General features: G+C 36.3%; 21 protein-coding genes. 10 read left to right on the top strand and 11 right to left on the bottom strand.

What is annotated here, in order from left to right:
- Nucleotides 1–33: 33 nt before the first annotated feature.
- The 6 genes from DEU39_RS07060 to DEU39_RS07035 all read left to right on the top strand — a co-directional run bounded on the left by DEU39_RS07060 (nucleotide 34) and on the right by DEU39_RS07035 (nucleotide 5,494).
- Nucleotides 34–1,119 carry a glycosyltransferase gene (locus tag DEU39_RS07060; protein ID WP_062675108.1) on the top strand — a complete coding sequence of 362 codons (1,086 nt, stop codon included), beginning with the start codon at nucleotides 34–36 and terminating at the stop codon, nucleotides 1,117–1,119.
- A 76-nt stretch (nucleotides 1,120–1,195) separates the two neighbouring features.
- Nucleotides 1,196–1,540: a hypothetical protein gene (locus DEU39_RS07055; protein ID WP_062675107.1), complete on the top strand. Its 345-nt coding sequence runs from the start codon at nucleotides 1,196–1,198 to the stop codon at nucleotides 1,538–1,540.
- 30 nt (nucleotides 1,541–1,570) lie between these two features.
- Nucleotides 1,571–1,957, top strand: coding sequence for a cupin domain-containing protein (locus tag DEU39_RS07050; protein ID WP_120231408.1), 387 nt, complete (start codon nucleotides 1,571–1,573; stop codon nucleotides 1,955–1,957).
- A gap of 130 nt (nucleotides 1,958–2,087) precedes the next feature.
- A complete protein-coding gene (gene lpdA, locus DEU39_RS07045) occupies nucleotides 2,088–3,491 on the top strand; it encodes a dihydrolipoyl dehydrogenase (protein WP_047429636.1) in 1,404 nt (467 codons plus the stop codon).
- Between the two features lie 120 nt (nucleotides 3,492–3,611).
- On the top strand, nucleotides 3,612–4,475 hold the full coding sequence (locus tag DEU39_RS07040; RefSeq protein WP_120231407.1) for a DUF4476 domain-containing protein: 864 nt from the start codon (nucleotides 3,612–3,614) through the stop codon (nucleotides 4,473–4,475).
- Between the two features lie 194 nt (nucleotides 4,476–4,669).
- Complete coding sequence (locus DEU39_RS07035) at nucleotides 4,670–5,494, top strand: S1 RNA-binding domain-containing protein (RefSeq protein ID WP_120231406.1); 825 nt, start codon at nucleotides 4,670–4,672, stop codon at nucleotides 5,492–5,494.
- Between the two features lie 40 nt (nucleotides 5,495–5,534).
- On the opposite strand, the gene DEU39_RS07030 is transcribed toward DEU39_RS07035, so the two are convergent.
- The gene (locus DEU39_RS07030) at nucleotides 5,535–8,600 is read right to left on the bottom strand and encodes a T9SS type B sorting domain-containing protein (RefSeq protein WP_183037385.1); all 3,066 of its coding nucleotides are present in this window, start codon (nucleotides 8,598–8,600) and stop codon (nucleotides 5,535–5,537) included.
- Between the two features lie 288 nt (nucleotides 8,601–8,888).
- Between DEU39_RS07030 and DEU39_RS07025 the strand changes: the two genes are divergently transcribed.
- From DEU39_RS07025 to DEU39_RS07010, 4 genes are all read left to right on the top strand, one after another.
- Nucleotides 8,889–9,482, top strand: coding sequence for a TetR/AcrR family transcriptional regulator (locus tag DEU39_RS07025; RefSeq protein WP_062675102.1), 594 nt, complete (start codon nucleotides 8,889–8,891; stop codon nucleotides 9,480–9,482).
- 89 nt (nucleotides 9,483–9,571) lie between these two features.
- Nucleotides 9,572–10,924 (top strand): TolC family protein, encoded by a 1,353-nt coding sequence (locus tag DEU39_RS07020; RefSeq protein ID WP_062675101.1) that lies wholly within the window; start codon nucleotides 9,572–9,574, stop codon nucleotides 10,922–10,924.
- A 9-nt stretch (nucleotides 10,925–10,933) separates the two neighbouring features.
- Entirely contained in the window at nucleotides 10,934–11,995 is a 1,062-nt protein-coding gene (locus DEU39_RS07015) for an efflux RND transporter periplasmic adaptor subunit (protein WP_120231404.1), read from the top strand.
- A gap of 7 nt (nucleotides 11,996–12,002) precedes the next feature.
- Nucleotides 12,003–15,191 (top strand): efflux RND transporter permease subunit, encoded by a 3,189-nt coding sequence (locus DEU39_RS07010; protein ID WP_062675099.1) that lies wholly within the window; start codon nucleotides 12,003–12,005, stop codon nucleotides 15,189–15,191.
- 311 nt (nucleotides 15,192–15,502) lie between these two features.
- Here DEU39_RS07010 and DEU39_RS07005 read toward each other — a convergent pair whose 3' ends face one another.
- The 10 genes from DEU39_RS07005 to DEU39_RS06960 form a co-directional block, all read right to left on the bottom strand.
- Nucleotides 15,503–15,949 (bottom strand): KTSC domain-containing protein, encoded by a 447-nt coding sequence (locus DEU39_RS07005; RefSeq protein WP_047429652.1) that lies wholly within the window; start codon nucleotides 15,947–15,949, stop codon nucleotides 15,503–15,505.
- A gap of 148 nt (nucleotides 15,950–16,097) precedes the next feature.
- On the bottom strand, nucleotides 16,098–16,994 hold the full coding sequence (locus tag DEU39_RS07000) for a retropepsin-like aspartic protease (protein WP_120231403.1): 897 nt from the start codon (nucleotides 16,992–16,994) through the stop codon (nucleotides 16,098–16,100).
- A 186-nt stretch (nucleotides 16,995–17,180) separates the two neighbouring features.
- The gene (locus tag DEU39_RS06995) at nucleotides 17,181–17,945 is read right to left on the bottom strand and encodes a hypothetical protein (protein ID WP_120231402.1); all 765 of its coding nucleotides are present in this window, start codon (nucleotides 17,943–17,945) and stop codon (nucleotides 17,181–17,183) included.
- A 209-nt stretch (nucleotides 17,946–18,154) separates the two neighbouring features.
- Entirely contained in the window at nucleotides 18,155–18,535 is a 381-nt protein-coding gene (locus DEU39_RS06990) for a VOC family protein (protein ID WP_120231401.1), read from the bottom strand.
- Between the two features lie 284 nt (nucleotides 18,536–18,819).
- Nucleotides 18,820–19,482: a DUF2306 domain-containing protein gene (locus DEU39_RS06985; protein ID WP_120231400.1), complete on the bottom strand. Its 663-nt coding sequence runs from the start codon at nucleotides 19,480–19,482 to the stop codon at nucleotides 18,820–18,822.
- A 13-nt stretch (nucleotides 19,483–19,495) separates the two neighbouring features.
- The gene (locus tag DEU39_RS06980; RefSeq protein ID WP_120231399.1) at nucleotides 19,496–19,954 is read right to left on the bottom strand and encodes a DUF2750 domain-containing protein; all 459 of its coding nucleotides are present in this window, start codon (nucleotides 19,952–19,954) and stop codon (nucleotides 19,496–19,498) included.
- A gap of 39 nt (nucleotides 19,955–19,993) precedes the next feature.
- Nucleotides 19,994–20,368 (bottom strand): hypothetical protein, encoded by a 375-nt coding sequence (locus DEU39_RS06975; protein ID WP_228436685.1) that lies wholly within the window; start codon nucleotides 20,366–20,368, stop codon nucleotides 19,994–19,996.
- Between the two features lie 87 nt (nucleotides 20,369–20,455).
- On the bottom strand, nucleotides 20,456–21,037 hold the full coding sequence (nudK, locus tag DEU39_RS06970) for a GDP-mannose pyrophosphatase NudK (RefSeq protein ID WP_120231398.1): 582 nt from the start codon (nucleotides 21,035–21,037) through the stop codon (nucleotides 20,456–20,458).
- Between the two features lie 65 nt (nucleotides 21,038–21,102).
- A complete protein-coding gene (locus DEU39_RS06965; protein ID WP_062675091.1) occupies nucleotides 21,103–22,008 on the bottom strand; it encodes a TIGR01777 family oxidoreductase in 906 nt (301 codons plus the stop codon).
- Nucleotides 22,009–22,032: 24 nt separating this feature from the next.
- Entirely contained in the window at nucleotides 22,033–22,377 is a 345-nt protein-coding gene (locus DEU39_RS06960) for a hypothetical protein (protein WP_062675090.1), read from the bottom strand.
- Nucleotides 22,378–22,381 lie beyond the last annotated feature (4 nt).

Raw genomic sequence — 22,381 nt, 5'->3', positions numbered from 1 at the left:
CTTTTAACCAAACTTTTTAGTAACTTTGATAAGATGAAAAAAATATCTGTCATATTTATTCTGCCGGACTTAGAAACCGGGGGCGCAGAAAGGATTGTTACCACAATAGCGAATCATCTTTCCAGAGATCGGTTTGAGCCTAAGATTTTGCTGTTACGTAAACAAGGCGGATATTTGAATTTTCTGAAAAAAGATGTAGAAATTATCGATATCAATACCGAAAGAATAAGACATTCTTTAAAACCCATTTTAGGAGAAATCTATAGAAGGAAACCAGATATTGTATTCTCCGGTTTTGGTGAAGTAAATGCTTATTTGTCCCTGTTCATAAAACTTTTTCCAAGAACAAAATTCATTGCAAGGGAAACTAATGTGGTGACTCAGCATGTAACCCGCAAAGAGATTAAGTTTTTCTATAATTTTTACAATAACTATCAGAGAATCATTGCTCAAAGTGATGATATGATGAAAGATCTTGTGGATAATTTTAATATTAAAAAGAAAAAAATTATCAAAATCAATAATCCTGTAGACTTTGATTTTATTGAAGATAAAATGGCTGTTTCTTTAAAACCTGAATGCTTCAAATACAATTATAAAAATGTAGTGGCCATTGGAAATCTATCTTCCAGAAAAGGGTTTGATAACTTGCTGAAAGTTTTTTCAAGGCTGAAGAATGAAAACATTATGCTTCATATTTTAGGAGATGGAAAAGACAAAGATCTTCTGCTTCAGACAAAAGAGCTTTTAGGATTGAAAAAAGTGATTTTCCACGGCAGACAGGAAAATCCCTACCAATATCTGAAATATGCAGATTTATTTGTGCTTTCTTCACGATACGAAGGTTTTCCCAACGTTCTTCTGGAAGCAGGAGCGTGCGGAACTTATTCTTTAGCCAATAACTGTCCAGGCGGAATCAATGAAATCATCCAGCATAATGTAAATGGTGAAGTTGCCAATATTGAAAACTATGATGGCTTTGCCCAGCAGATTGTAAAGGTACTGCAGAGCAATTATAACAGAGATGCCATAAAAAACTCTATTAAATCAAGGTTCTCGAAGAATATTATTCTGGATAAATATGAAAAGGTTTTGTTGGATCTGATCAAACCTTCATAGCCCTATTTGCTTTATAGGCTGTTAATTTCTTACTTTTGGAGTTATAAATTTTATCTGAAAACCAATTTTTTCATTCATGAATAAAATCCAAAAATTAGGATGCGCCTGCGAGAAACCGAACTCCAGCTATACAGAATATAGAAGCTCAGCATTAGGAATTGATCATACCAACGGAAGATATGGAGAAGTAACGATTCAACAGTGCAAGTTGTGCCAAAGAATATGGATTCATTATTTTGTGGAATATGAGCATTATCCTAAATCAGGGAGATGGTACAAAGGAATTGTTTCGAAAAAAGACCGTCCTCAGATCACTCCTGAAAATGCAGTAGAATTTCTGGAAGGCCTTGAATGGTATGTGTATGGTGGTTCATTTTTTGAAAGTACAGGCGAATTCGGACAGGGAAAATTGAATCTGTAATATTTGTATTGATTTAATAATATCAAATCCATGAAACCATTTATCATTGTTATTTTGATGCTGAATACTGTTGTAATGACGGCTCAGCAGAAGTCCATTTCCAGAAAAGGATTGTTAAAAACAGCTCTTGATCAGAAAATGAAATCTACCGAAATTCAGGAAATAACAATGGCCGCCGGACAAGGAGCTCCTGAACATCTGCATCCCTGTCCCGTTTTGGGAATCATCAATTCCGGTGAAGCTGTTTTTCAGATCCAAGGAAAAGAAAAAGTGATACTTCATGAGGGAGATGCTTTTTACGAACCTAAAAATGTGAAAATCCTTCATTTTGACAATGCATCATCTGACAAACCTCTTGTGTTTACCGCAATTTATCTCAAAAAAGGGAATGAAGAAAATATAAAGTTCATAAAATAATACTTTTCATCAAACTAAAGCATATAATTATCATTTTTAAAATTGATAAAACTCACTTTGGTGCTTGGTAATTTATATGTAAATTTGTGAGAATTAAGATAGATAATAATAAACAAATTCATACAATAACATGAGTCAATTCGATGTTACCGTAATAGGTTCTGGTCCCGGTGGTTATGTTGCTGCTATCCGTGCAGCACAATTAGGTTTCAAAACAGCAATTATTGAAAAATATTCAACTTTAGGCGGAACTTGTCTTAACGTTGGATGTATTCCGTCAAAAGCGCTTCTTGACAGCTCTGAGCATTTCGAAAATGCAAAACACAATTTTGCAGGTCACGGAATCATCATTAACGAGCCTCAAGCAGATATCGCGAGAATGATCGAGCGTAAAAACGAAGTGATCAAGCAGAATACAGACGGAATCAGCTATCTGATGAACAAAAATCAGATTACTGTTTTTGAAGGAGTAGGAAGCTTCGAATCTGCTACTCAGATTAAAGTGACAAAAAACGACGGTTCTTCTGAAACGATCGAGTCTAAATATACCATTATTGCAACAGGTTCTAAACCATCTACATTACCTTTCATCTCTTTAGACAAAGAAAGAGTGATTACTTCTACGGAAGCTTTAAACCTTAAAGAAATTCCTAAGCACTTAGTAGTAATCGGTGGTGGAGTTATCGGTCTTGAACTAGGTTCTGTATACCTTAGATTAGGAGCTCAGGTAACTGTTGTTGAATTTATGGATAAAATCATCCCTGGAATGGATGGAGCTTTAAGCAAAGAATTGACTAAAGTTCTTAAGAAACAAGGAATGAAATTTATGCTTTCTACTGCGGTTTCTGCAGTTGAAAGAAACGGAGATACTGTAAAGATCACGGCTAAAGATAAAAAAGGTGAAGAAGTAGTTGTAGAAGGAGATTACTGTTTGGTTTCTGTAGGTAGAAAACCTTACACAGACGGTCTTGGTCTTGAAAAAGCAGGTGTTGAACTTGACGAAAGAGGAAGAGTAAAAGTAAACGACCACTTACAGACGAATGTTGCTAATATCTATGCAATTGGTGACGTTATCAAAGGTGCGATGCTGGCTCACAAAGCTGAAGAAGAAGGAGTTTTCGTTGCTGAAACATTGGCAGGACAAAAGCCTCACATCAACTATAACCTGATTCCTGGTGTTGTTTATACATGGCCGGAAGTTGCTGGAGTTGGTAAAACTGAAGAGCAGCTAAAAGAAGAAGGTGTTGCTTACAAAGTAGGATCTTTCCCGATGAGAGCTTTAGGTAGAAGCCGTGCAAGTGGTGATATCGACGGTCTTGTGAAGATTATTGCAGACGAAAAAACAGATGAGGTTTTAGGAATGCACATCGTAGGAGCAAGAGCTGCTGACCTTATTGCTGAAGGAGTAATTGCTATGGAATTCCGTGCAAGTGCTGAAGACATCGCAAGAAGTTCACACGCTCACCCAACCTATGCAGAAGCGATCAAAGAAGCTGCATTGGATGCTACGGCAAAAAGACCTATTCATATGTAATATCTGATTAAAAGATTTAATCATTTAAATATTTAAAATTAAAGGCTGTTTCTTATGGAAACAGCTTTTTTTGTGGTGCTTTTGGCATGAAAATGGAGATCGTATTTGAAAATTTCATGTATGAAAAAGATTTTTATCAGTTTGATGCTTTTGGCAGGAATCAGCTCATGGGCACAGGAAGCAGGAAAGGCAGGAGAATTATTAAAAAATGAGGCTTCCACTACGGAAATGAGAACCTCTAAAAGCCCGGATGAAAGAAATAAAACTTTTGATCAACCGAGATCTGGAAATAATACAACTCTGAAAAGAGGAAATGAAAATAGAATAAAAAATCCTAATTATCAATGGAACAGAAACTACGGTTATGCAGAAGTTTTTCTGAGAATTCCTGAACAGGGATTTTTTACTGTGGAAGTTGGTGATCAGATGATGGCAAACGGTTCAGGAAAGTATAGGTTCTTTGATTTATCATTAGGGAGAATGCCCATTTCAATCTATGAGAATGGCCTTCTGATCTATAGAACAACATTGATGCTTCGTAATAACAACAGAATGGTGCTGGATTTCTTTACCAACGAAGGTCTCTATCTTCTGGATTCTTATCCTGTGCAAAATCAATATGGATTTAATGACTGGAACGATATCTGGAACAATCCTTACGGAAATCATTCCGGAGACTGGTCTCTTCAGGGAAATGTGATGGATAATCATTCTTTCCGCCAGTTTTTTGATATGATGATGAACAATGAGAGTTTTGATGAAGGGAAAATTAAGATGATCAATCAGCAGATGCGTACCTCTATGTTTACTTCAGTACAAATAAGAGATCTGGTGAAAGCGCTCAGTTTTGATAATAAGAAATTGGCACTCGCTAAATCGATGTACCAGAATTGTGCAGATAAAGACCGTTATTTCTTGGTTTATGATGCTTTTGATTTTGAAAGCAGCAAACGTGAGCTGATGGATTATATTTCGAACTTATAATGTTCAATAGAAACGGGCTTTAGACCATTTATTTTATACAATCAATTCATTGGCTTCAGCCCAAACATATCTTTAAAACATTACATTTTTCATAGTTTCATAACTTTTTGTAAAGCAATTAAAACAATTATAATTATATAGATTAGGATAGCATCTTCAAATTTACGTACCTTTGTCAGCTAATTTTATCATCAATGCAACTCGGAAAAACTCAAACTTTAACAATTTCAGAAAAAATTAATTCAGGATGGATCCTCGTAGATGAATCCGGTGAAAAGGCTTTTCTACCCAAAATCTTTATTCAGGATGAAAAAGAAACAGGTGAGGATGTTGAAGTTTTTGTGTATCAGGATGACGATAAATTAAAAGCAACTACTGAGATCCCATTGGCGGAAGTAGGTGAATTTGCAGTAATGAGCTGTGTGCAAAGTCTTCCGAGCGGAGCTTTTATGGACTGGGGAATCATTAAAGATTTATTTATTCCTTACAAGCAGCAGAAAACCAAAATCATCGAAGGCAAAAGATATCTGGTTTATATTTATGTAGACGAAGATATGGAACTGATTACCGGTACCACGAAGTTCAAGAGAAATCCTCAGTATGATGAACTTCCGTTCAAAAAAGGGGATAAGGTAGATCTGATTATGATGAATGAAAGTGAACTGGGCTGGAATGTGATCATCAACAAACAATACATTGGTTTGATCTATGCTTCCGATGTTTTCAAAAAATTATATCCGTTGTCAGAAGAAACAGGATTTATCAAAGCGATCCGTGAAGACGGTAAAATAGATGTTTCTTTACAGCCAGAAGGATTTGAAAATATTGACGAGTTTAAACAAAAGATTCTGAACAAACTGGAAGAAAACTACGGACTTCTGTATGTTTCTGATAAATCATCTCCCGAAGAGATTAAAGATGAACTTCAGATGAGTAAGAAAAATTTTAAAAAAGCAATCGGAGGACTTTATAAAGATAAGATCATCGATATTTCAGACGATAAGATCAAATTATTATAAAAACAAAAAACGAGCAGAATTTCTGCTCGTTTTTATTTTACTATCTGTTCTTAATCAGAAGCCATCCGTTGTAGATTCTTCCATCAGAAACTTTTATGGTATACCAGTAATTTCCTGTAGAAATAGGATGGGATTCATATCTTCCGTCCCACTGGAAAGGTTTATTTCTGATAATCTCTTTGTAGATTACAGCACCTCTTCTGTCATATAAACTTACCTCCGTTCCCGGATAGTTTTCCAATCCTGCTATTCTCCACGCATCATTGATTCCATCACCGTTGGGACTGATTGCATTGGGTATATTGAAAATCGAGAAGTTCTTCTGCCCGATAATACATCCGGATTTTGTTCTCACATACACAGTATATTCTCCCATATTTAAATTAGTGAATATATTAGAATCCTGCCATGTGAGATTATCTAAAGAAAACTCATAATTTCCGTTCTGAGAAAGAATTACACTTGCTGTATTGTTTGTAATATTCACAGAAACAATATGTGCTAAAACAGAATAGCTTACCTGGGTAGAGCTTGTACTTTCACATCCGAAAACGTTGGTTACTTTAACAGTATATGTCCCTGGAGTAGATACTGTAATCGTTTGAGTGGTTGCTCCGGTACTCCATTCATAAGACTTAAATCCAGGGCCTGGATCTAAAACAACCGACTTTCCTTCACAGAAATCAAGCATATCAGGAAGCAGAACAATAGGTTTTGGATTAAGCGTAAGGTTTAATCTCACCACCTTAAAACATCCGTCAGGAGTTGAAACCCTTACGTGGATAAGGGTTGTCCCGACATTCAAAATATAAGCAGAAGGATTAGAAATAGGGTTTCCTGAAGTGTCAGTATAAGTGAAAATATAATTCCCTGGATTATTAATAATACTTGCTTCATATGAGTGAAGATTAACAACCATTGAATTAGCAGTAGTTGTATTACATTGTACCTGCGTAATGTCTTTTGCGGGCACATTATTGGTAGATAAAGTTACTGTAATTGCCAGTTTTTCAGATTCACAGTTGTTTATTGTCTGGGTTACAAAGTACGTTTGTCCGCTTACAAGAGGAGTGGTCACCGGGATTACATTTCCTGCTGCATCATAGAATTTAAGGGATGTTCCTGTTACAATGATCTTTTCTACTGTAGGATTTGCAGAAGCACAGAAATCCTGATCTACATTTCCTGTTGGTTTAGGTGTGTTATTTACTGTTACCTGGATAGCTGATTTATTACTCTCACATCCATTAATAGTCTGAGAAGCATAATAGGTTTGTCCATTGATAAGGCCAGCTGTTACAGATAAAATATTTCCTGCTGCATCGTACCATTTGATGTTTTGTCCTGTGATCTGAATATCAGAAATCTTAGGATTATTGGTAGTGCAGAACGTTTGCTGAGCGTTTGCAGTTGTCGGAAGAGGTGGAGATGATACGATTACATTTTGATTCTGAGTTGTTGTATTACCATTTCCGTCGTTATAAGTCCAGTGGATAATATAGTTTCCAGGGATTGAATAGGATAAAGGATCTGTTGTTGTTGCAGTAATTGGTCCTGCACAGTTATCAGTAGCAGCAGGAATAGTAGTAACCGTTGTATGGCAATCTCCGGTAATGTCCGCCAGAGCAGGAATATTCGGAACAGGGGCGATATGATCACCTACAACAACATTTATGGTAAATGTCCCACTGCAAGTTCCTCCTGAAACCTGACAAGTATAAGTTCCTGCATTATTAGCATTAGCATTAGGTATGATTGGGTTCTGCTGATTTGAGATAAAGCCATTTGGACCTGTCCAGCTATAGGTTGTGCCACCAGAGGCATTAAGTTGAAGAGTGGAGCTAGTACAAACAGGAGAGTTTGATGAGAGTGTATTAGAAGAGTTGGTTGTACTATATTTATACAGTAACACATCCTCAGCACCATTTCCACTGTTGTTATTAATTGTTGTTCCGTTCAGTATTATCGGTATATTTCTAAAGTTTGATGAAAGATAGACATTATCATTATTGATGAAGATTTCGTTTGCTGCATTTAAGTTTTGATAAGGAGTATTTTGTGGAGCATCAGATTTGAACAGATATTCAGCTTCAAAATTGATTAAATTAATTTTAAAGAAAACCAAATCTTCACCATAATAAGTGTTATTGGTATTAGAACTGGTAATTGTAGTATTGCCCAGTGTCATCGTTTTTGAAAAGGTTCCAAAGGTGTATAGGTAATCATTGGTTTCAGCAAAATAGGCATTATTTAAAGTTCTCGTATTATTATTGGATTCGTGAGGAATTTGTAAAAAGCTGTTGTTGTAAAACTTTAAATACCGGAGAAGATTTAAATTATTAATATCAAACTCAGTAATAATACTTTGCTGCACCCCATTACTGGTACTGCCTGTAGAAAATAAAGTGTTGTCTACTTTTGTTGAAATAGCAAAAGTACCATAAACATACATTTTATCATTAATTTTATTATAATGAAGATTTGTGGGGCAATATGCCCAGTAAACTCCCGTATTGTTGGAGATCTCTTTAGAAAGGATTAACTGTAGGTTATGATCAAATTTTTCAATCTTACTATATGCAAAATTCGCATGAACTTTTGATATATAAATATTACCGGCATTATCCATTTCAGAGTCTTTAAAAAATTCCATATCCTGACCTAGCTGGATCGCATTGTAGAAATTTCCATTGGTGTCGAATTTGGCTAGGAATCCTCTGCGATAGGGCTGTGTAAGACCGCTGTTATTAGTCAATGAAACCTGACTAAAAAAGTCTAGTGTATAGCTGAAAACTCCTGTTACAATAACATCATTTTGATGAACAAATATATTTTTTGCCAGTCTTCCTATTTCTCCTGAGAATTGTTTCTCCCAAATTAAAGTACCATTGGCACTATATTTTTTTAGTTTGTTGACATAGTTCATATAATAACCAGACGTCCCAAGCGTGTAGATGTTCCCGGCATTGTCTACTGTTAAAGCCTGAATTACATCATATTTTTCCCAAATCAGATTACAGTTAAAATCATATTTGAGCATTTTGGCATACGTGTAAGATTGGTCAGCCTGATAAACATATAAAAAACCATCATTTGTTTTTTTCATGCCTACCATATTATCTTCAATCCAGCCTCCAAAATTTTTTGCACAGTTATTACATTGTGAATAACACAGAGTTGCTATCAATAGAACGAATAGCAAGAGAAGTTTTCGCATTGGGTTATTAATTTGCGGCAAAGATATAAAAATAGCTTTCTCATTAAACATTAAGTAATAACAAACTTATGTGAACAAGCATGACGGATGTCATGACAAATGTGTTTAATTTTTTTGTTTAACAATTTTGTCAAAAATAATTTTTACTATAAATTTGCACAAATTTGTTTAACAAAAATGTCAAATCAAGCAAAAAAAGACCAAACACAGGAATTGATCAAGGAGACAGCGAAGAATTTATTCTTTGTGAAAGGAAAGTTTGATGCTACTACGCAGGAGATTGCAGATGAAGCAGGAGTGAACAGAACGCTTATTAATTACTATTTCCGTTCAAGAGATAAGCTTATCCAGATCATCTTTGATGAAGCGCAAAGAGTAGAACAGGAAAAATCGAAGATCATTCAGAATTCAGCTCTTCCTTTTAAAGAAAAGATCAGCAAATTCATAGAAAGCAGTCTTTCCACAAGCCTTCAGTATCCGTATCTGGAAACGTATATCGTGTCACAGATCAATAAAGGAACCTGCCATCACAGAGAAATTGAGGAGGATATCCTGAACGATATGTACAAGGATATTGAAAAAGAAATGGAATTGGGAAATATTGAGAAAATGGCTCCGGTTCAGTTTATTCTGAATATGGTTTCATTGCTGGTATTTCCAAGTGCAATAAGACCATTATTTATGGAAAATCTTTTAATTAATGATGAAGAATATGATAAAATTATTTCTGAAAGAAAAGAGATTATTATCAATATGTTGTTCAAAAACTAAAAAAAACTAAAGTATTTCTGAAAATGATTCGTCAAATAGAAATAAATAATGAATGAAAATTAAATAAAAAATAAACGAAGTATAAAATTATGAATAGAAAACGTATAACTGCTACAAAGCTAAAAATTGGGATAGCTTCAGCATTTATGATTTTCGGCTCAACACTGATGTCTGCCCAGCAGCAGGTTTCCCTGCAGGAAGCGATTAAACAGGCACTTCAAAATAAAGCAGAAGCTAAAAAAGCTGCTTTACAGGTGAAAAAAGCCGAATACAAGATTGATGAAGCCAGAGCCGGTGCCCTTCCTCAGGTCAGTGCTACGGCAGGTTTAACCTATAATCCGATTATTCAGGAATCTTTGCTGGAATTTGGAGGAGAGAAAATCAGAGCTCAGTTTGGGCAGCCTTGGGGTTCAACAGCTTCTGTACAACTTCAACAGGCGATTTTTGATCAGAGAGTCTTTACAGGATTGAAAGCTGCAAAGTCAACTAGAGAGTTTTATGTACTGAATGCTCAGTTAACCAATGAACAGATTATTGAAAATGTTGCAACAGCTTATTATCAGGTGTTCGTACAGGAGGAAAACCTTAAAACGGTAACAGCCAGCTATGCCAATACTGAAAAAGTAAGAAATGTTATTAAAAGTTTGGTTGATAACGGTTTGGCAAAAGCAATCGATTTGGACAGAACCAATGTTCAGCTTACCAATATCGGTTCCAACAAGCAGGCTTTAATCAACTCTGTTGAACTTTCAAAAAATGCCCTGAAGTTTTATATGGGAATCCCGATTTCTACAGACATCGAGCTTGAAGAAAAACAAATCGAACCAAAACCTGAGCTGATTGCGAGCAACGTAAATCTTAATGATCGTACAGAGCTTAAAGTTTTAAATAAAAACAGGGAACTTTTGGTTTTCAATAAAAAAGCGACTGAAGCTTATCTTTATCCATCAGTAAATCTTACGGCGAACTACGGATGGGGAGCTAACGGAGCAAAATTCCCATTGACCAATGGCCTTAGTAAAGGCGTTCTCTGGAGCGATTTTTCAGCAATTGGTTTGAATGTCAATATTCCTATTTTCACGGGTGGAGCTACCAAAGCGAAAATCAACCAGGCAGAAATTGATATTCAGGATCTTGATGTTGATATTGAAAACACTCAGCTGAGCTTAAGTTTAGATTATAAAAATGCCGTTACCAATATGGAAAATGCATTGATCAATCTCGAAAGCATGAAAGACAATGTAGGATTGGCAGAAAGAGTTCAGAAAAATACCCAGTCAAACTACCAGTATGGGCTGGCAACACTTACGGAAGTGCTGGATTCTGAAAATGCTCTTACGCAGGCAAAACAGAACTATTCCAATGCATTGCTGGATTATAAACAGGCAGAGATCAAGCTGATAAAAGCTAAGGGTGAACTAAACACACTACAAAACTTATAATAAACTAAAATGAAAAAAACTTTAATATATATCATCGTAGCAGCTGTACTGGTTGGTTTAGCCGCTTACAAGATTGCCGGTAACAAAGAAAAACAGACGCAGGAAGTAAAAGAAGTTGCCAAGCAGGTAGATAAGATCAATGTTAATATTGTAACCGTTACAAGAGAAAATATTGATACAGACTACTCAGCCAACGGAACTTTTATTCCTAAGCAGGAAATGAACCAGTCTTCTGAAATATCAGGACGTATCGTAAGCGTTCTGGTAAAAGAGGGGGCAAGGGTAGGAGCAGGACAGGTTTTGGCAACGATTAAAAAAGATGCTATCGAAGTGGATGTTACCCAGGCTCAGAACAATCTGCAGAATGCTATTATTGATAACCAACGCTATGAGAACGCATATAAAACAGGCGGAGTTACAAAACAACAGCTTGACAACTCAAGACTACAGCTGAAAAATGCTCAGGCTGCAGTAAGAGCACAGGGTGTAAAAGTAAATGATACTAGCATCCGTGCAGGAATCAGCGGTACCATCAACAAGAAAATGGTTGAGCCCGGAACGGTGGTTTCTCCTGGAACATCGATGTTTGAAATCGTTAATATCAACAGTCTGAAGCTTTCTGTTTTGGTAGATGAAAGCCAGATCGGAAAAATCCAGTTAGGTCAGGAAGTTCCGATTAAAGTAAATGTTTTGCCTGAAGATTCTTTCGTAGGTAGAATTACTTTCATTGCTCCTAAAAGTGATGCTTCTCTTAATTTCCCTGTTGAAATTGAAGTACAAAACAGAGGAAACCTTAAGGCTGGTATGTATGCAACGGCTAAATTCAGTACAAACAATGGCGCAGAAACTCAGAATATGCTGACCGTTCCTGCAGAAGCCTTTGTTAACGGAGTAAGCTCAGGACAATTATTCGTTGTCCAGAATGGTGTTGCTAAATTGATCAAAGTAACCATCGGAAAAGTTTACGGAGATAAAGTTCAGATTTTAAGCGGATTGAATGGAGGAGAGCAGGTGGTTACCAGCGGACAGATCAATCTGGACAACGGATCTAAAGTGAACATTATAAAGTAGCAGATCTATGAAGTTAGCAGAAATATCGATCAAAAGACCCTCGCTGGTAATTGTATTATTTACAATTCTGACGTTGGGAGGTATCCTGAGTTATACGCTCATGGGATACGAATTGATTCCAAAGTTTGAAACCAACATGGTAACCATTTCTACGGTCTATCCTGGAGCTTCACCTGCAGAGGTGGAAACCTCCGTGACCCGAAAGATTGAAGATGCCGTAGGTTCTTTGGAAAACGTTAAAAAAGTAGAATCTTCTTCATACGAAAGCTTATCCGTAATCATGGTTCAGCTGAACGATGGAGCCGATGTAGACTACGCTTTGAATGACGCACAGAGAAAGGTAAATGCGATTCTGGCAGACCTTCCGGAAGATGTAAAAGCACCGTCTCTGAATAAATTCTCTTTAGATGACTTACCGATTATCACGATGAGTATTTCATCGGATAAACTGAACAGTAAGGACCTTTATGACTTATTGGATAAAAAGATTGAACCTATTTTCTCCCGTGTAAATGGGGTAGCTCAGGTTGACCTTGTTGGTGGACAGGAGAGAGAGATTCAGGTAAATCTTGATGAGAAAAAATTACAGGGGTACGGACTTTCAATCGGAGACGTGCAACAGGCCATTCTTTCATCAAACTTAGATTTCCCTACAGGAAGTTTGAAAACGAGAACTACAAAATCTACGATCAGACTTTCAGGAAAGTATAAATCTACAGAGGAAATGAACAACCTTGTTGTTTCCAATAAAAATGGAGCTCAGGTACGTTTATCTGATATTGCAACAGTTTTCGACTCTCAGAAGGATGTTGAAAAAGTAGCGAGATTCAATCAGTTTCCTACGATTTTGATGCAGGTTAAGAAACAATCTGATGCCAATGCGGTAGCAGTATCTGAAAGTGTTCAAAAGACCATTAAAACAGTAGAAGAAGCCTATAAAGTTCAGGGAGTAAAAGTGAAAATCGTAAACGATACGACAGAATTTACCCTTGAATCAGCCAACCACGTTATTTTCGACTTATTCTTAGCGATTATCCTCGTGGCAATTGTAATGTTACTATTCCTTCACAGTATCAGAAACGCATTCATCGTAATGGTTTCTATCCCGGCTTCATTGGTGGCAGCGTTCATCGGAATGAACCTTATGGGATATACTTTGAACTTAATGAGTTTACTGGGACTATCCCTTGTGGTAGGTATCCTGGTGGATGACGCGATTGTAGTTCTGGAAAACATTTACCGTCACATGGAGATGGGGAAAAGTAAGATCAGAGCTGCGTATGACGGAGCTTCAGAGATCGGATTTACCGTTGCTGCGATTACCTTGGTAATTGTGGTGGTATTCTTACCGATTGCGATGAGTTCAGGTCTTGTAGCCAACATCCTGGCACAGTTCTGCGTCACGGTAGTTATTGCCACCTTGTTATCATTATTGGCTTCATTTACCATCATTCCTTGGTTATCATCAAGATTCGGTAAACTGGAACATTTAACAGGTAAAAACTGGTTTGAGAAATTCATTCTTTGGTTTGAAGGATTAATTGACAAGTTTACACACTGGATCACAGGAATTCTTGAATGGTGTCTGAAAACGACATTAAGAAGAATTTCAACTGTAGTGATTACATTTATTGTTTTAATCAGTTCATTCATGCTGGTAGCATTCGGGTTCATTGGAGGTGAGTTCTTCCCGCCAATCGACCGTGGCCAGTTCCTGGTACAAATGGAATTGTCAAAAGATGCAACCGTTGAAAAGACAAACCAATTAACATTAGATGTTGAGAAATTCTTAAGAAATGATAAAGATGTTGTAGATCTTATCACAACAGTAGGACAGCAGTCTACAGGTTTTGGTGGAGCTCAGGCAACTACTTACCAATCCGAGGTTCAGGTGAACTTAACAGATAAGTCTGAACGTTCTGAAAGTACCAATATCAAAGCTGCAAAAATAAAAAGACAGCTGGAAGAGAAATTCACAGGAGTTGAGTTTAAAACAGCTCCAATCGGTATCATGGGTGCTGAAAATGCTCCTATTGAAATGGTTGTAACCGCTCCGGATAACGCTACCGCAGTAAAAGAAGCAACAAGAATCCTTGAGCTGTTGAAAAAAGTTCCTGGAGCAGTAGATGCAGAATTGTCAACAGATACAGGTAGCCCGGAAGTTCAGGTAAGTATTGACAGAGATAAAATGTCTGCTTTAGGTTTAAACCTTTCAAGTGTAGGACAGACGATGCAGACCGCGTTCAACGGAAATACTGACGGAAAATTCAGAGCCGGAGAATATGAATATGACATCAATATCCGTTTCGGAGATGTGAACAGACAGTCTATTGATGACGTTAAAAACCTTATGTTTACAAACCCTCAGGGACAGCAGGTTCGTTTAAGCCAGTTTGCTAACGTGGAAATGGGTTCAGGACCAAGTTTGCTTGAACGTAGAGATAAGTCTCCTTCCGTAAAAGTAAGAGCGAAAGCTGTTGGTAGACCGGTAGGTGACGTAGCTAATGAGTGGGCAAACCAGTTCATGAACAGCACCAAAAAACCTGTAGGTGTAGATTACATCTGGAGTGGAGATATGGAAAACCAGCAGGAAGGTTTCGGTACGTTAGGAATTGCATTATTGGCTGCTATTGTATTGGTATACCTGGTAATGGTTTCACTATATGACAGTTTTGTATATCCTTTCGTGGTATTGTTCTCAATCCCGCTAGCGATGATCGGGGTAATGGTAATCCTTGCCTTAACTGCCAACTCACTGAACATCTTTACCATGTTAGGGATGATCATGTTGATTGGTCTGGTAGCGAAGAATGCGATCCTTATCGTTGACTTTACAAATGCAAGAAAAGCAGCCGGAGCAAACACTCACGATGCCTTGGTACAAGCCAACCACGCCCGTCTTCGTCCGATCCTGATGACTACCATTGCGATGATCTTCGGTATGTTACCGATCGCATTGGCAACAGGGGCCGGAGCTGAGATGAACAAAGGTCTTGCATGGGTAGTAATCGGTGGTTTGACATCATCACTATTCCTTACATTGATCATTGTACCGGTAGTATACTCTCTATTTGACTCCGTTCTAAGAAGAATGGGTAAAGATACTAAAGTAGACTACGAAGCTGAAATGAAAGCGGATTACGTACACAGAGAACTGAATGAAGACGGATTTACTCCGAAGCATTTAGACAAATAAATTAAACCTTTAATTAACCGAAAGCGCCTCAGATCTTCTGAGGCGCTTTTTTGTTGATATTTGATGATTTAAAATTTAGTTATAGAGGTTTGGGCTAAAGCCATTGGATGATTTTTATTATTGTAAATGGGCTAAAGCCCATTTCTATTGATGATTATTGTGCATTAAGAAAATATTCAATAGGAGTGGGCTTTAGCCCGCTTAAATTTATAACAGCCAATATTGGCTTTAGCCAAAACATAACATCCGGTTTTGGCAACAAAAAAGCTCCCAGTAAAACTGGAAGCTCTTCTATATTGTTGTAGAAAAAATTAATCCGCCATAGCCTCTCCGGATTTTCTGTAAACGAAGTTTCCGTAGATATGTCTTCTTGCAAAACGGCTTGGTGAATCAGCATTGATCATTTTGATATAGGTATTTCTTGGAACCCCCATATATTCATACATATTTCCGTTTAAGTGCTGAACCGTTAAAATTGATTTCTCCAGATAAAAATCCTGAATATTAGATTTTGTAATGGTTTCAGTATATTCTTCTTTATATTTTTCCTGTGTTTCAGGATTAATACTTACCAAAAAGTGGTAGGCTTCAATCACAGACTTGCTTTTTTCTTCTGCTTCCTGTTTTCCTGCTTCATCATTAATGAATTTGTCAGGATGGGTATCTTTCATCACATTTCTGTAAATCGTCTTTAATTCTCTTAAAGTAACGTTTTTATCAACTCCAAGAAGTGTTCTGTGTTCACCAATTTTTTTCATATCTCTAATCCTTATTTTCGGGGTGCAAAATTACGGATTTAAATCTGATAAACCATAACTTATTCATTATTAATTTATTTGAATGTTTTTTTGTGTTGAATTTATAGTATGTAGAGGAAGGTAGAATGTGTAAAACTAACTTTTACAGCTAATTAAACTCTGAGTACAAATTTTTATTCAGTTTAAAATAAATAAATCCATTCTTGAAATCAATCACTGTATTGAACCTTTTTAAAAACTGATTACCAAAAAATCCCACCATTTTTTCTGTAGAATCAATTCCTTCAGTAGAACCGGAAAGGGTAACCGGGAGATTATAAAGATACTTCTGAGCGAATTGAACAGCTGGGCAAAGAACAACAGGCATTTCATATACAGATCCATCGGAGCCTTGTGCTGTGGCTTTACCTATTGTTTTCATGGCTGTTACCAGAACATTCTTATTTGCAAAAGGAGAAGCAATCGTAAGTACATCATCCGCTCCGCTGTCGAGCCCAAAGAATCCTGAGTATTCTTTGTCATTGACCATGATAATGCTTTCTACAGCAGGGTAGTTGTCGATCATATGAAGTTTTACCTTTTCATATCCTGTTAAATCCATAAGCAGATCATCTTCGTCATAAAACCGGATTTCATTTCTATGATAATCTATTTCAATGAGATTGCCCTTCATCAGATCCGTTCCGAAAACCCCGTCAAAACGAACAGATTCATAAGGAATAAGCGTAAATCGTATTTCTTTTTTCTCAATATCCCCAAACTGTATTGTGTTGTGGCTGCTGTAATCTACAGTATTTACTCCGTTGGAACCTCTGTTCTCAGATTTTCCGTCAATTTTCAGCGGAATCTTTTTCTTAGAATTACTATTAATAACAGAGCCATCTGCACCGGTATCAAAAAGGAACTTAATACTGTCCGTTTTATTGACTTTACAATATACATACACAGAATTGTTTTCCAGAAAAAACGGAAGAACAGAGATAGGTTTTTGAGCTGATGCTGCTATGCAAAGTAGCAACGTCAGGAAAGCAACAATGTATTTCATGGAATAGTTTTAGAAGTACGAAAATAGAGGTAACGAAGCCTTTCTCAAAGAAATCATAAGCCATTAACCCACTTTTAACCATTCCTTAACCGTTCTGTGAAACTTTACCAATAAAAAAACAACACTCAATCTGAGTGTTGCTATTCTATTTTTTTAGGATTAAATCTTTCAAACTATTTAATAAGCCTACGGCTGATCACAAGTTCTCTTCAGCTTGGTGAAAATCTTATCAAAATCTTTATAAGAGGTCTCTTCATTATTACGCTTTTGTCTGAAACTGCTGTTGGCACAGTTGTGAAAACCCAGACCAATCATATCAATTAATGCGTAATCTTCTTTTTGAGGGTCATTCATTTTGGCATCAAATCTTGCCATTACACCCTTTGGATCAGCATTATTTTTGCTTTTAAGTTCAGTATACGCTCTCCATGCTGCAAACATCTTTTCTCTGTCGGGAGAGGAGATAGCATCAATCTGTTCTCTGCAGGTATCGTAATATTTACTGTTTCTCAGTGTGGTGGGATCAGAATACGCAAGGATTTCTTCTTTATTAAGCTGATATTCATTCTCAAAAGAATCAATAGTTTCTTCCATTAATTTTTTCCATTGAGGAAGATCAATTACTTTAAGGCTGTACAGTTCCTTTTTCTTTTCTTCATACTGTTTTTCCAGTTCCTGTAAATACGTTTCTCTGTTTTTACGGATTTCTTCAAGCTGGGCAATTTTAAAAACAGGTTGGGTGTCAAATACCACGCCATTGAACTGATACAACAGTTTATTTACCCCGTCTATTTCTTCTTTTTTATATTTAGCCGGGTCAAAATACCCTTTATTGTCACAGTTAAAAGTCTGATAGCTGTAAGGGGTCAGATTGTTTGCTTTTGCAGGAGTTTTTTGCCCCCAAATAGTGATGGATAAGGCCAAAGCAAGCCCGATCATCATTTTTTTCATGTACATAACCTGTTGAAAGAATCCGAATTTTCTGAATTTCTATGCAAAATTAAGGCTTTAAATTCGAAATATAAAAGATTAAATAGATTTTCTCAATGGTTTTTGCAAATTTTATACGAATTTTATACTGACAATTTTGTATTTCAGAAATCCAGGAACATTAAATTCTAAAAAATGGATAGTAATAAACTGATACAGAGCTGTTTTTGTTAATAATAATTACTTACTTCAATAAGATTATAATCCGGATCACGGAAGTAAACTGATTTGATTTTTCCTACCGCTCCGGTTCTGTCTACAACCCCTTCAATGATTTCTATATTTTTCTGTCTGAGCTCTTCCATTATCTCATGAAGACCTGTCTCTGCAATGAAACAAAGATCAGCAGAGCCACAGGTTGGAGTCTCTGCTTTAGGCTCCAATTCATATCCTTTCTGATGCAGATTAATCTTTTGATTTCCAAAGATGAGTGCTTTTCTGTCCTCTCCAAAAGTAACGACTTCAAAGCCCATAACATGAGTGTAAAATGCAATAGTCTTTTCAATATCTGCCACCGTAAAAACAAGATGGTCAAGGCTTTTAATTTTCATACATTAATTTTTAGATAATAACGTTGATCAAAATTAAGGCTATTCAGAAGATTGTAGTCCTGTAATTGATTGTTTTTTTAGATTTAAAATAATAGATTTACACACATTAACACGAAACCATGATTTATTATTTTTTTCTTCTTTTTATTATTGCCGTTTTGGGAGGAATTTCTTATCTGATAATGCGTTTTTTCGGCAAATGGACCCGGAATACTCAATATGAAGCATTTTTTAATACTTTGATATTTATTGCATCATTTTTTCTGGTGTCATTTATAAGTCTTTTAATCTTCTTTTCTAACGTTGACTTTTCCAGGTAGTAATGATTCTTTTCTGAGAATCAGATAAGCTATAAAAAGATTGATAAAAAGGGCTGCCCAGACATTCAAACCATAAAAAAGTTGGTAGTCATGACGGGTTTCATTATAAAACAGATTTTTAACAATTCTGAAGGTAATGGCTGTGGTGGTGACCGCATAGCTTAAGATCATATACATCCTGTGTCTGTTCACATTTCCTTTTTTGATAAAAAGTATGGCGGAAGCAGTGAAATATGCCCAAAGGATATCCTGTATCAGAAATCCTGTGATTCCGATAATGCCACCATTGGAAAAAAGTCCCAGAACAAAGCATGCCGGAACATTGATAATAAGGATGTTGTAGACATATATTTTCCCAATTATCTTATGAAGGCTTCTGTTTTCAGTCAAAAACCGATTTGAAAACTGGGTCAGACCTGCCAGAAGACAAAGCGTTATGGAAAAGATATGAATGTAGAAAAAAATCATCCAGTACGGATTATCCACAACCTGCTGCTTAAAAGCCAGAAATCCTATATTTTTTTCAAGAGAAGTATACTGGGAAATGGTTTTCAGCATAAGAATACTGAAAAGAATGACCAAAAATAAAGCACTTGCTTTAAAGATCTTTATTCCCAAAGACTTCATATGAGCTAAATTATTAATCTTCCAGCACGGCTCTGATCTGTTTTTCTAGATCTTCCATGTTTTCAAACTTTCTCAATTCCAGTGACTTTCCTGAAGATCTGAGCTCTTCAATAATATCAATGATTAATTCTAAAGGTTCAGCTTCGTAGCCAAACAGATGGCTGTCGAAATTAGTTCCTACCAATAATCCGTCGATATTCATTCCCAGACACCAGTTTTCTACAAACTCGTTGAGAGGAATAGGAGAAGGCTCGTAATGATTCCATGCGTTTTCTATGCATGATTTTGCTCTGGCAGCATCAGACCAGAAACAAATGATCTGTACCTCTTCACCGTCTTCATATTCTGACTCGTTGGAATACGAAGTTGCATAGCCTTTGCCATCTTTTAAAGCGTATACTGTTTCTGTTTCAGTGATTTTTCTAATAAAGTCCTTATGGCGGTTCTCCACCGTAATATGATCTTGAAGCATTGTATTTAATTATGAATAATAAATTATGAATGGTAGGCCTTATGAAATTTCACTCCTGTTGATATGAATAATTTCAGGATTTTGACCATCTGAATCTCTTTTAGATCTGCCATAAAGTCCTATTTCAAGATCGTTTGGGGATTCACTGTCCAGTTCGGAAGGATGTACATAAGTATACATACCATAACCATGTCCGGAAACCAGCCATCCTTCTGTAAGGTTTAAATGAATTACATTGAAATCTCCGGCAGGACCTCCGGCATAAACCGGACCGAATTCTTTCATTAATTGTAATGCTTTCTCTTTTACATTTTTGATAATACTGATGTCATCGAAAATAATATAAGTGCCATTTTCAAAAAGAACCCAATCCTGAAATTTGGGATTAATGGCAAGTTTCACATGTTCAATCATCTGTTAATAGTTTAAATATGAGTTATAAGTTAATGTTTTTATTAGATATGCAGTTTTCAATTATCAATCATCATTGATATTTTATTTCTACAGTATTCCTTTGATCCTCAAATGTTGCAGAAGCATGATGGTTTTTGCATCTTTGATTTCTCCTGTATCAATCATTTTCAGACTTTTTTCAAACGATAATTCCAGAACTTCGATATTTTCACCTTCTTCTTCCAATCCACCTCCGCGGTTGATTTTCATTTCATTTGAATACTCTGCAATGAAGAAATACAGAATTTCCGTTACAGATCCGGGCGACATATAGGCTTCAAATATTTTCTCAACCTTGGAAATTTTATATCCGGTTTCTTCTTCTGTTTCCCTTTTGATACAGTCTTCCGGATTATCATTATCCAACAATCCTGCACAGGCTTCAATGAGCATGCCTGTAGAATTTCCGTTGATATAAGTAGGTAATCTGAATTGTCTGATAAGAATAACGGTGTTTGAATCTGTATTGTAAAGAAGGATTACTGCACCGTTTCCGCGGTCATAGGCTTCTCTGCTTTGAGTTTCTGTAGTTCCGTCTTTTTTCAAAACAGAGTAGGTGACTTTGTTTAAAGTATACCAGTTATCTGAAAGGATTTCTGTGTTTAATAATTTGATATTCGGGTTTTTCATGAGAATATTTTCTGTGTTATAATAAATAGGTATTAAAATATTTTTCTAATTAATTTTTCCTGAATTTACTTCTTTAATAAGTCTTTTAAAGCGTTCTCCAGATCCGGAAATTTAAAATGGAAACCTGCATCCTGAAGTTTCTTTGAGGAAGCTCTGGAACCTTCCAATATAGCAGTAGCCAGCTCTCCGAATAAGAGTTTCAGTACAAATCCGGGAACATTAGGCATAAATAGTGGTTTTTTAAGTACCTGGGCAATCTTTTTTGTAAGTTCTTTATTGGTGGCATGTTGTGGAGATACAGCATTATAAGCGCCATCTATTGCTGGGTTTTTTAAAGCAAATTCATAAATAGAGCAGATGTCTTCAATATGAACCCATGGCATATATTGCTGCCCGCTTCCCAGTGGAGAGCCGATATAATATTGAATAGGGGGGATCATTTTCTTTAATGCTCCGTCTTTTTCAGAAAGTACTACAGCAGTACGTATTTTCACAACTCTTTCTGCGAGATCCTGTTCCTTAAAATCGTCAGCAGCTCTTTCCCATAAGACAACCACTTCACTTAGAAAATCGTTGCCTGGTGGATCTGTTTCGGTATAAATTTTTTCTGAGGTTTCAGTACCATAAAAATTAATTCCGGAGGCTGAAATAAAAGACTTTAGCTTAATCTTGTTTTTTCTTAAAGTTGTTCGAAGTAATTCTGCAGAATCTACACGGCTGGAAATCAATTCTCTTTTTCTTTCCGAAGTCCAGCGCTTTTCTGAAATATTGGCACCTGCAAGATGAATGATATGAGAAACATTGTCAAGGGCTTTTTCATCTATAGTTTTTTTTTGGACATCCCATTCATAGTCATGATCATGCACTTTTTTTCGCGTCAGAAACCTGATTTCATATGCGTAACTTATTTTTTTTGCCAGTTCTTTGGCAATCATGCCGCTGGCACCGGTGATCAGAACAACTTCTTTCATAATATTATATTTGTGATGGGTAGGTTATGCCTGATTTTTTACTATCAGTACAAAATCATCATCCAGAAGTTTATACCCGTAATCATAAATGAATTTATATTCAGATCCGTTTTTATAAACTTTCAGGTTGGTAAAATAATCGAAATCAAAACCTAAGCCATCCAGTCTGGATTTTGGGACTTTTGTTTTACCGTCGGTATTTATTTCCATCAGGATACGGTAATTTTTGCGAAGCTTGTTATTAACATTCCGCATCAGATTACTGGAATCCTTATTCTGCTTATTGTTATAGGCGTTCCGACAGGCATCGTTGCAGAATTTTTTATCTGATCTTCCGATGATTTTCTCGCCACATTCCAGACAATTCATGATT

Origin of the sequence: Chryseobacterium sp. AG363 (assembly GCF_003610675.1) — a bacterium.
GTDB classification, from domain to species: domain Bacteria; phylum Bacteroidota; class Bacteroidia; order Flavobacteriales; family Weeksellaceae; genus Chryseobacterium; species Chryseobacterium cucumeris.
The sequence above is the reverse complement of the archived record's forward strand: the minus strand, read 5'-3'. Positions and strand labels throughout refer to the sequence as shown.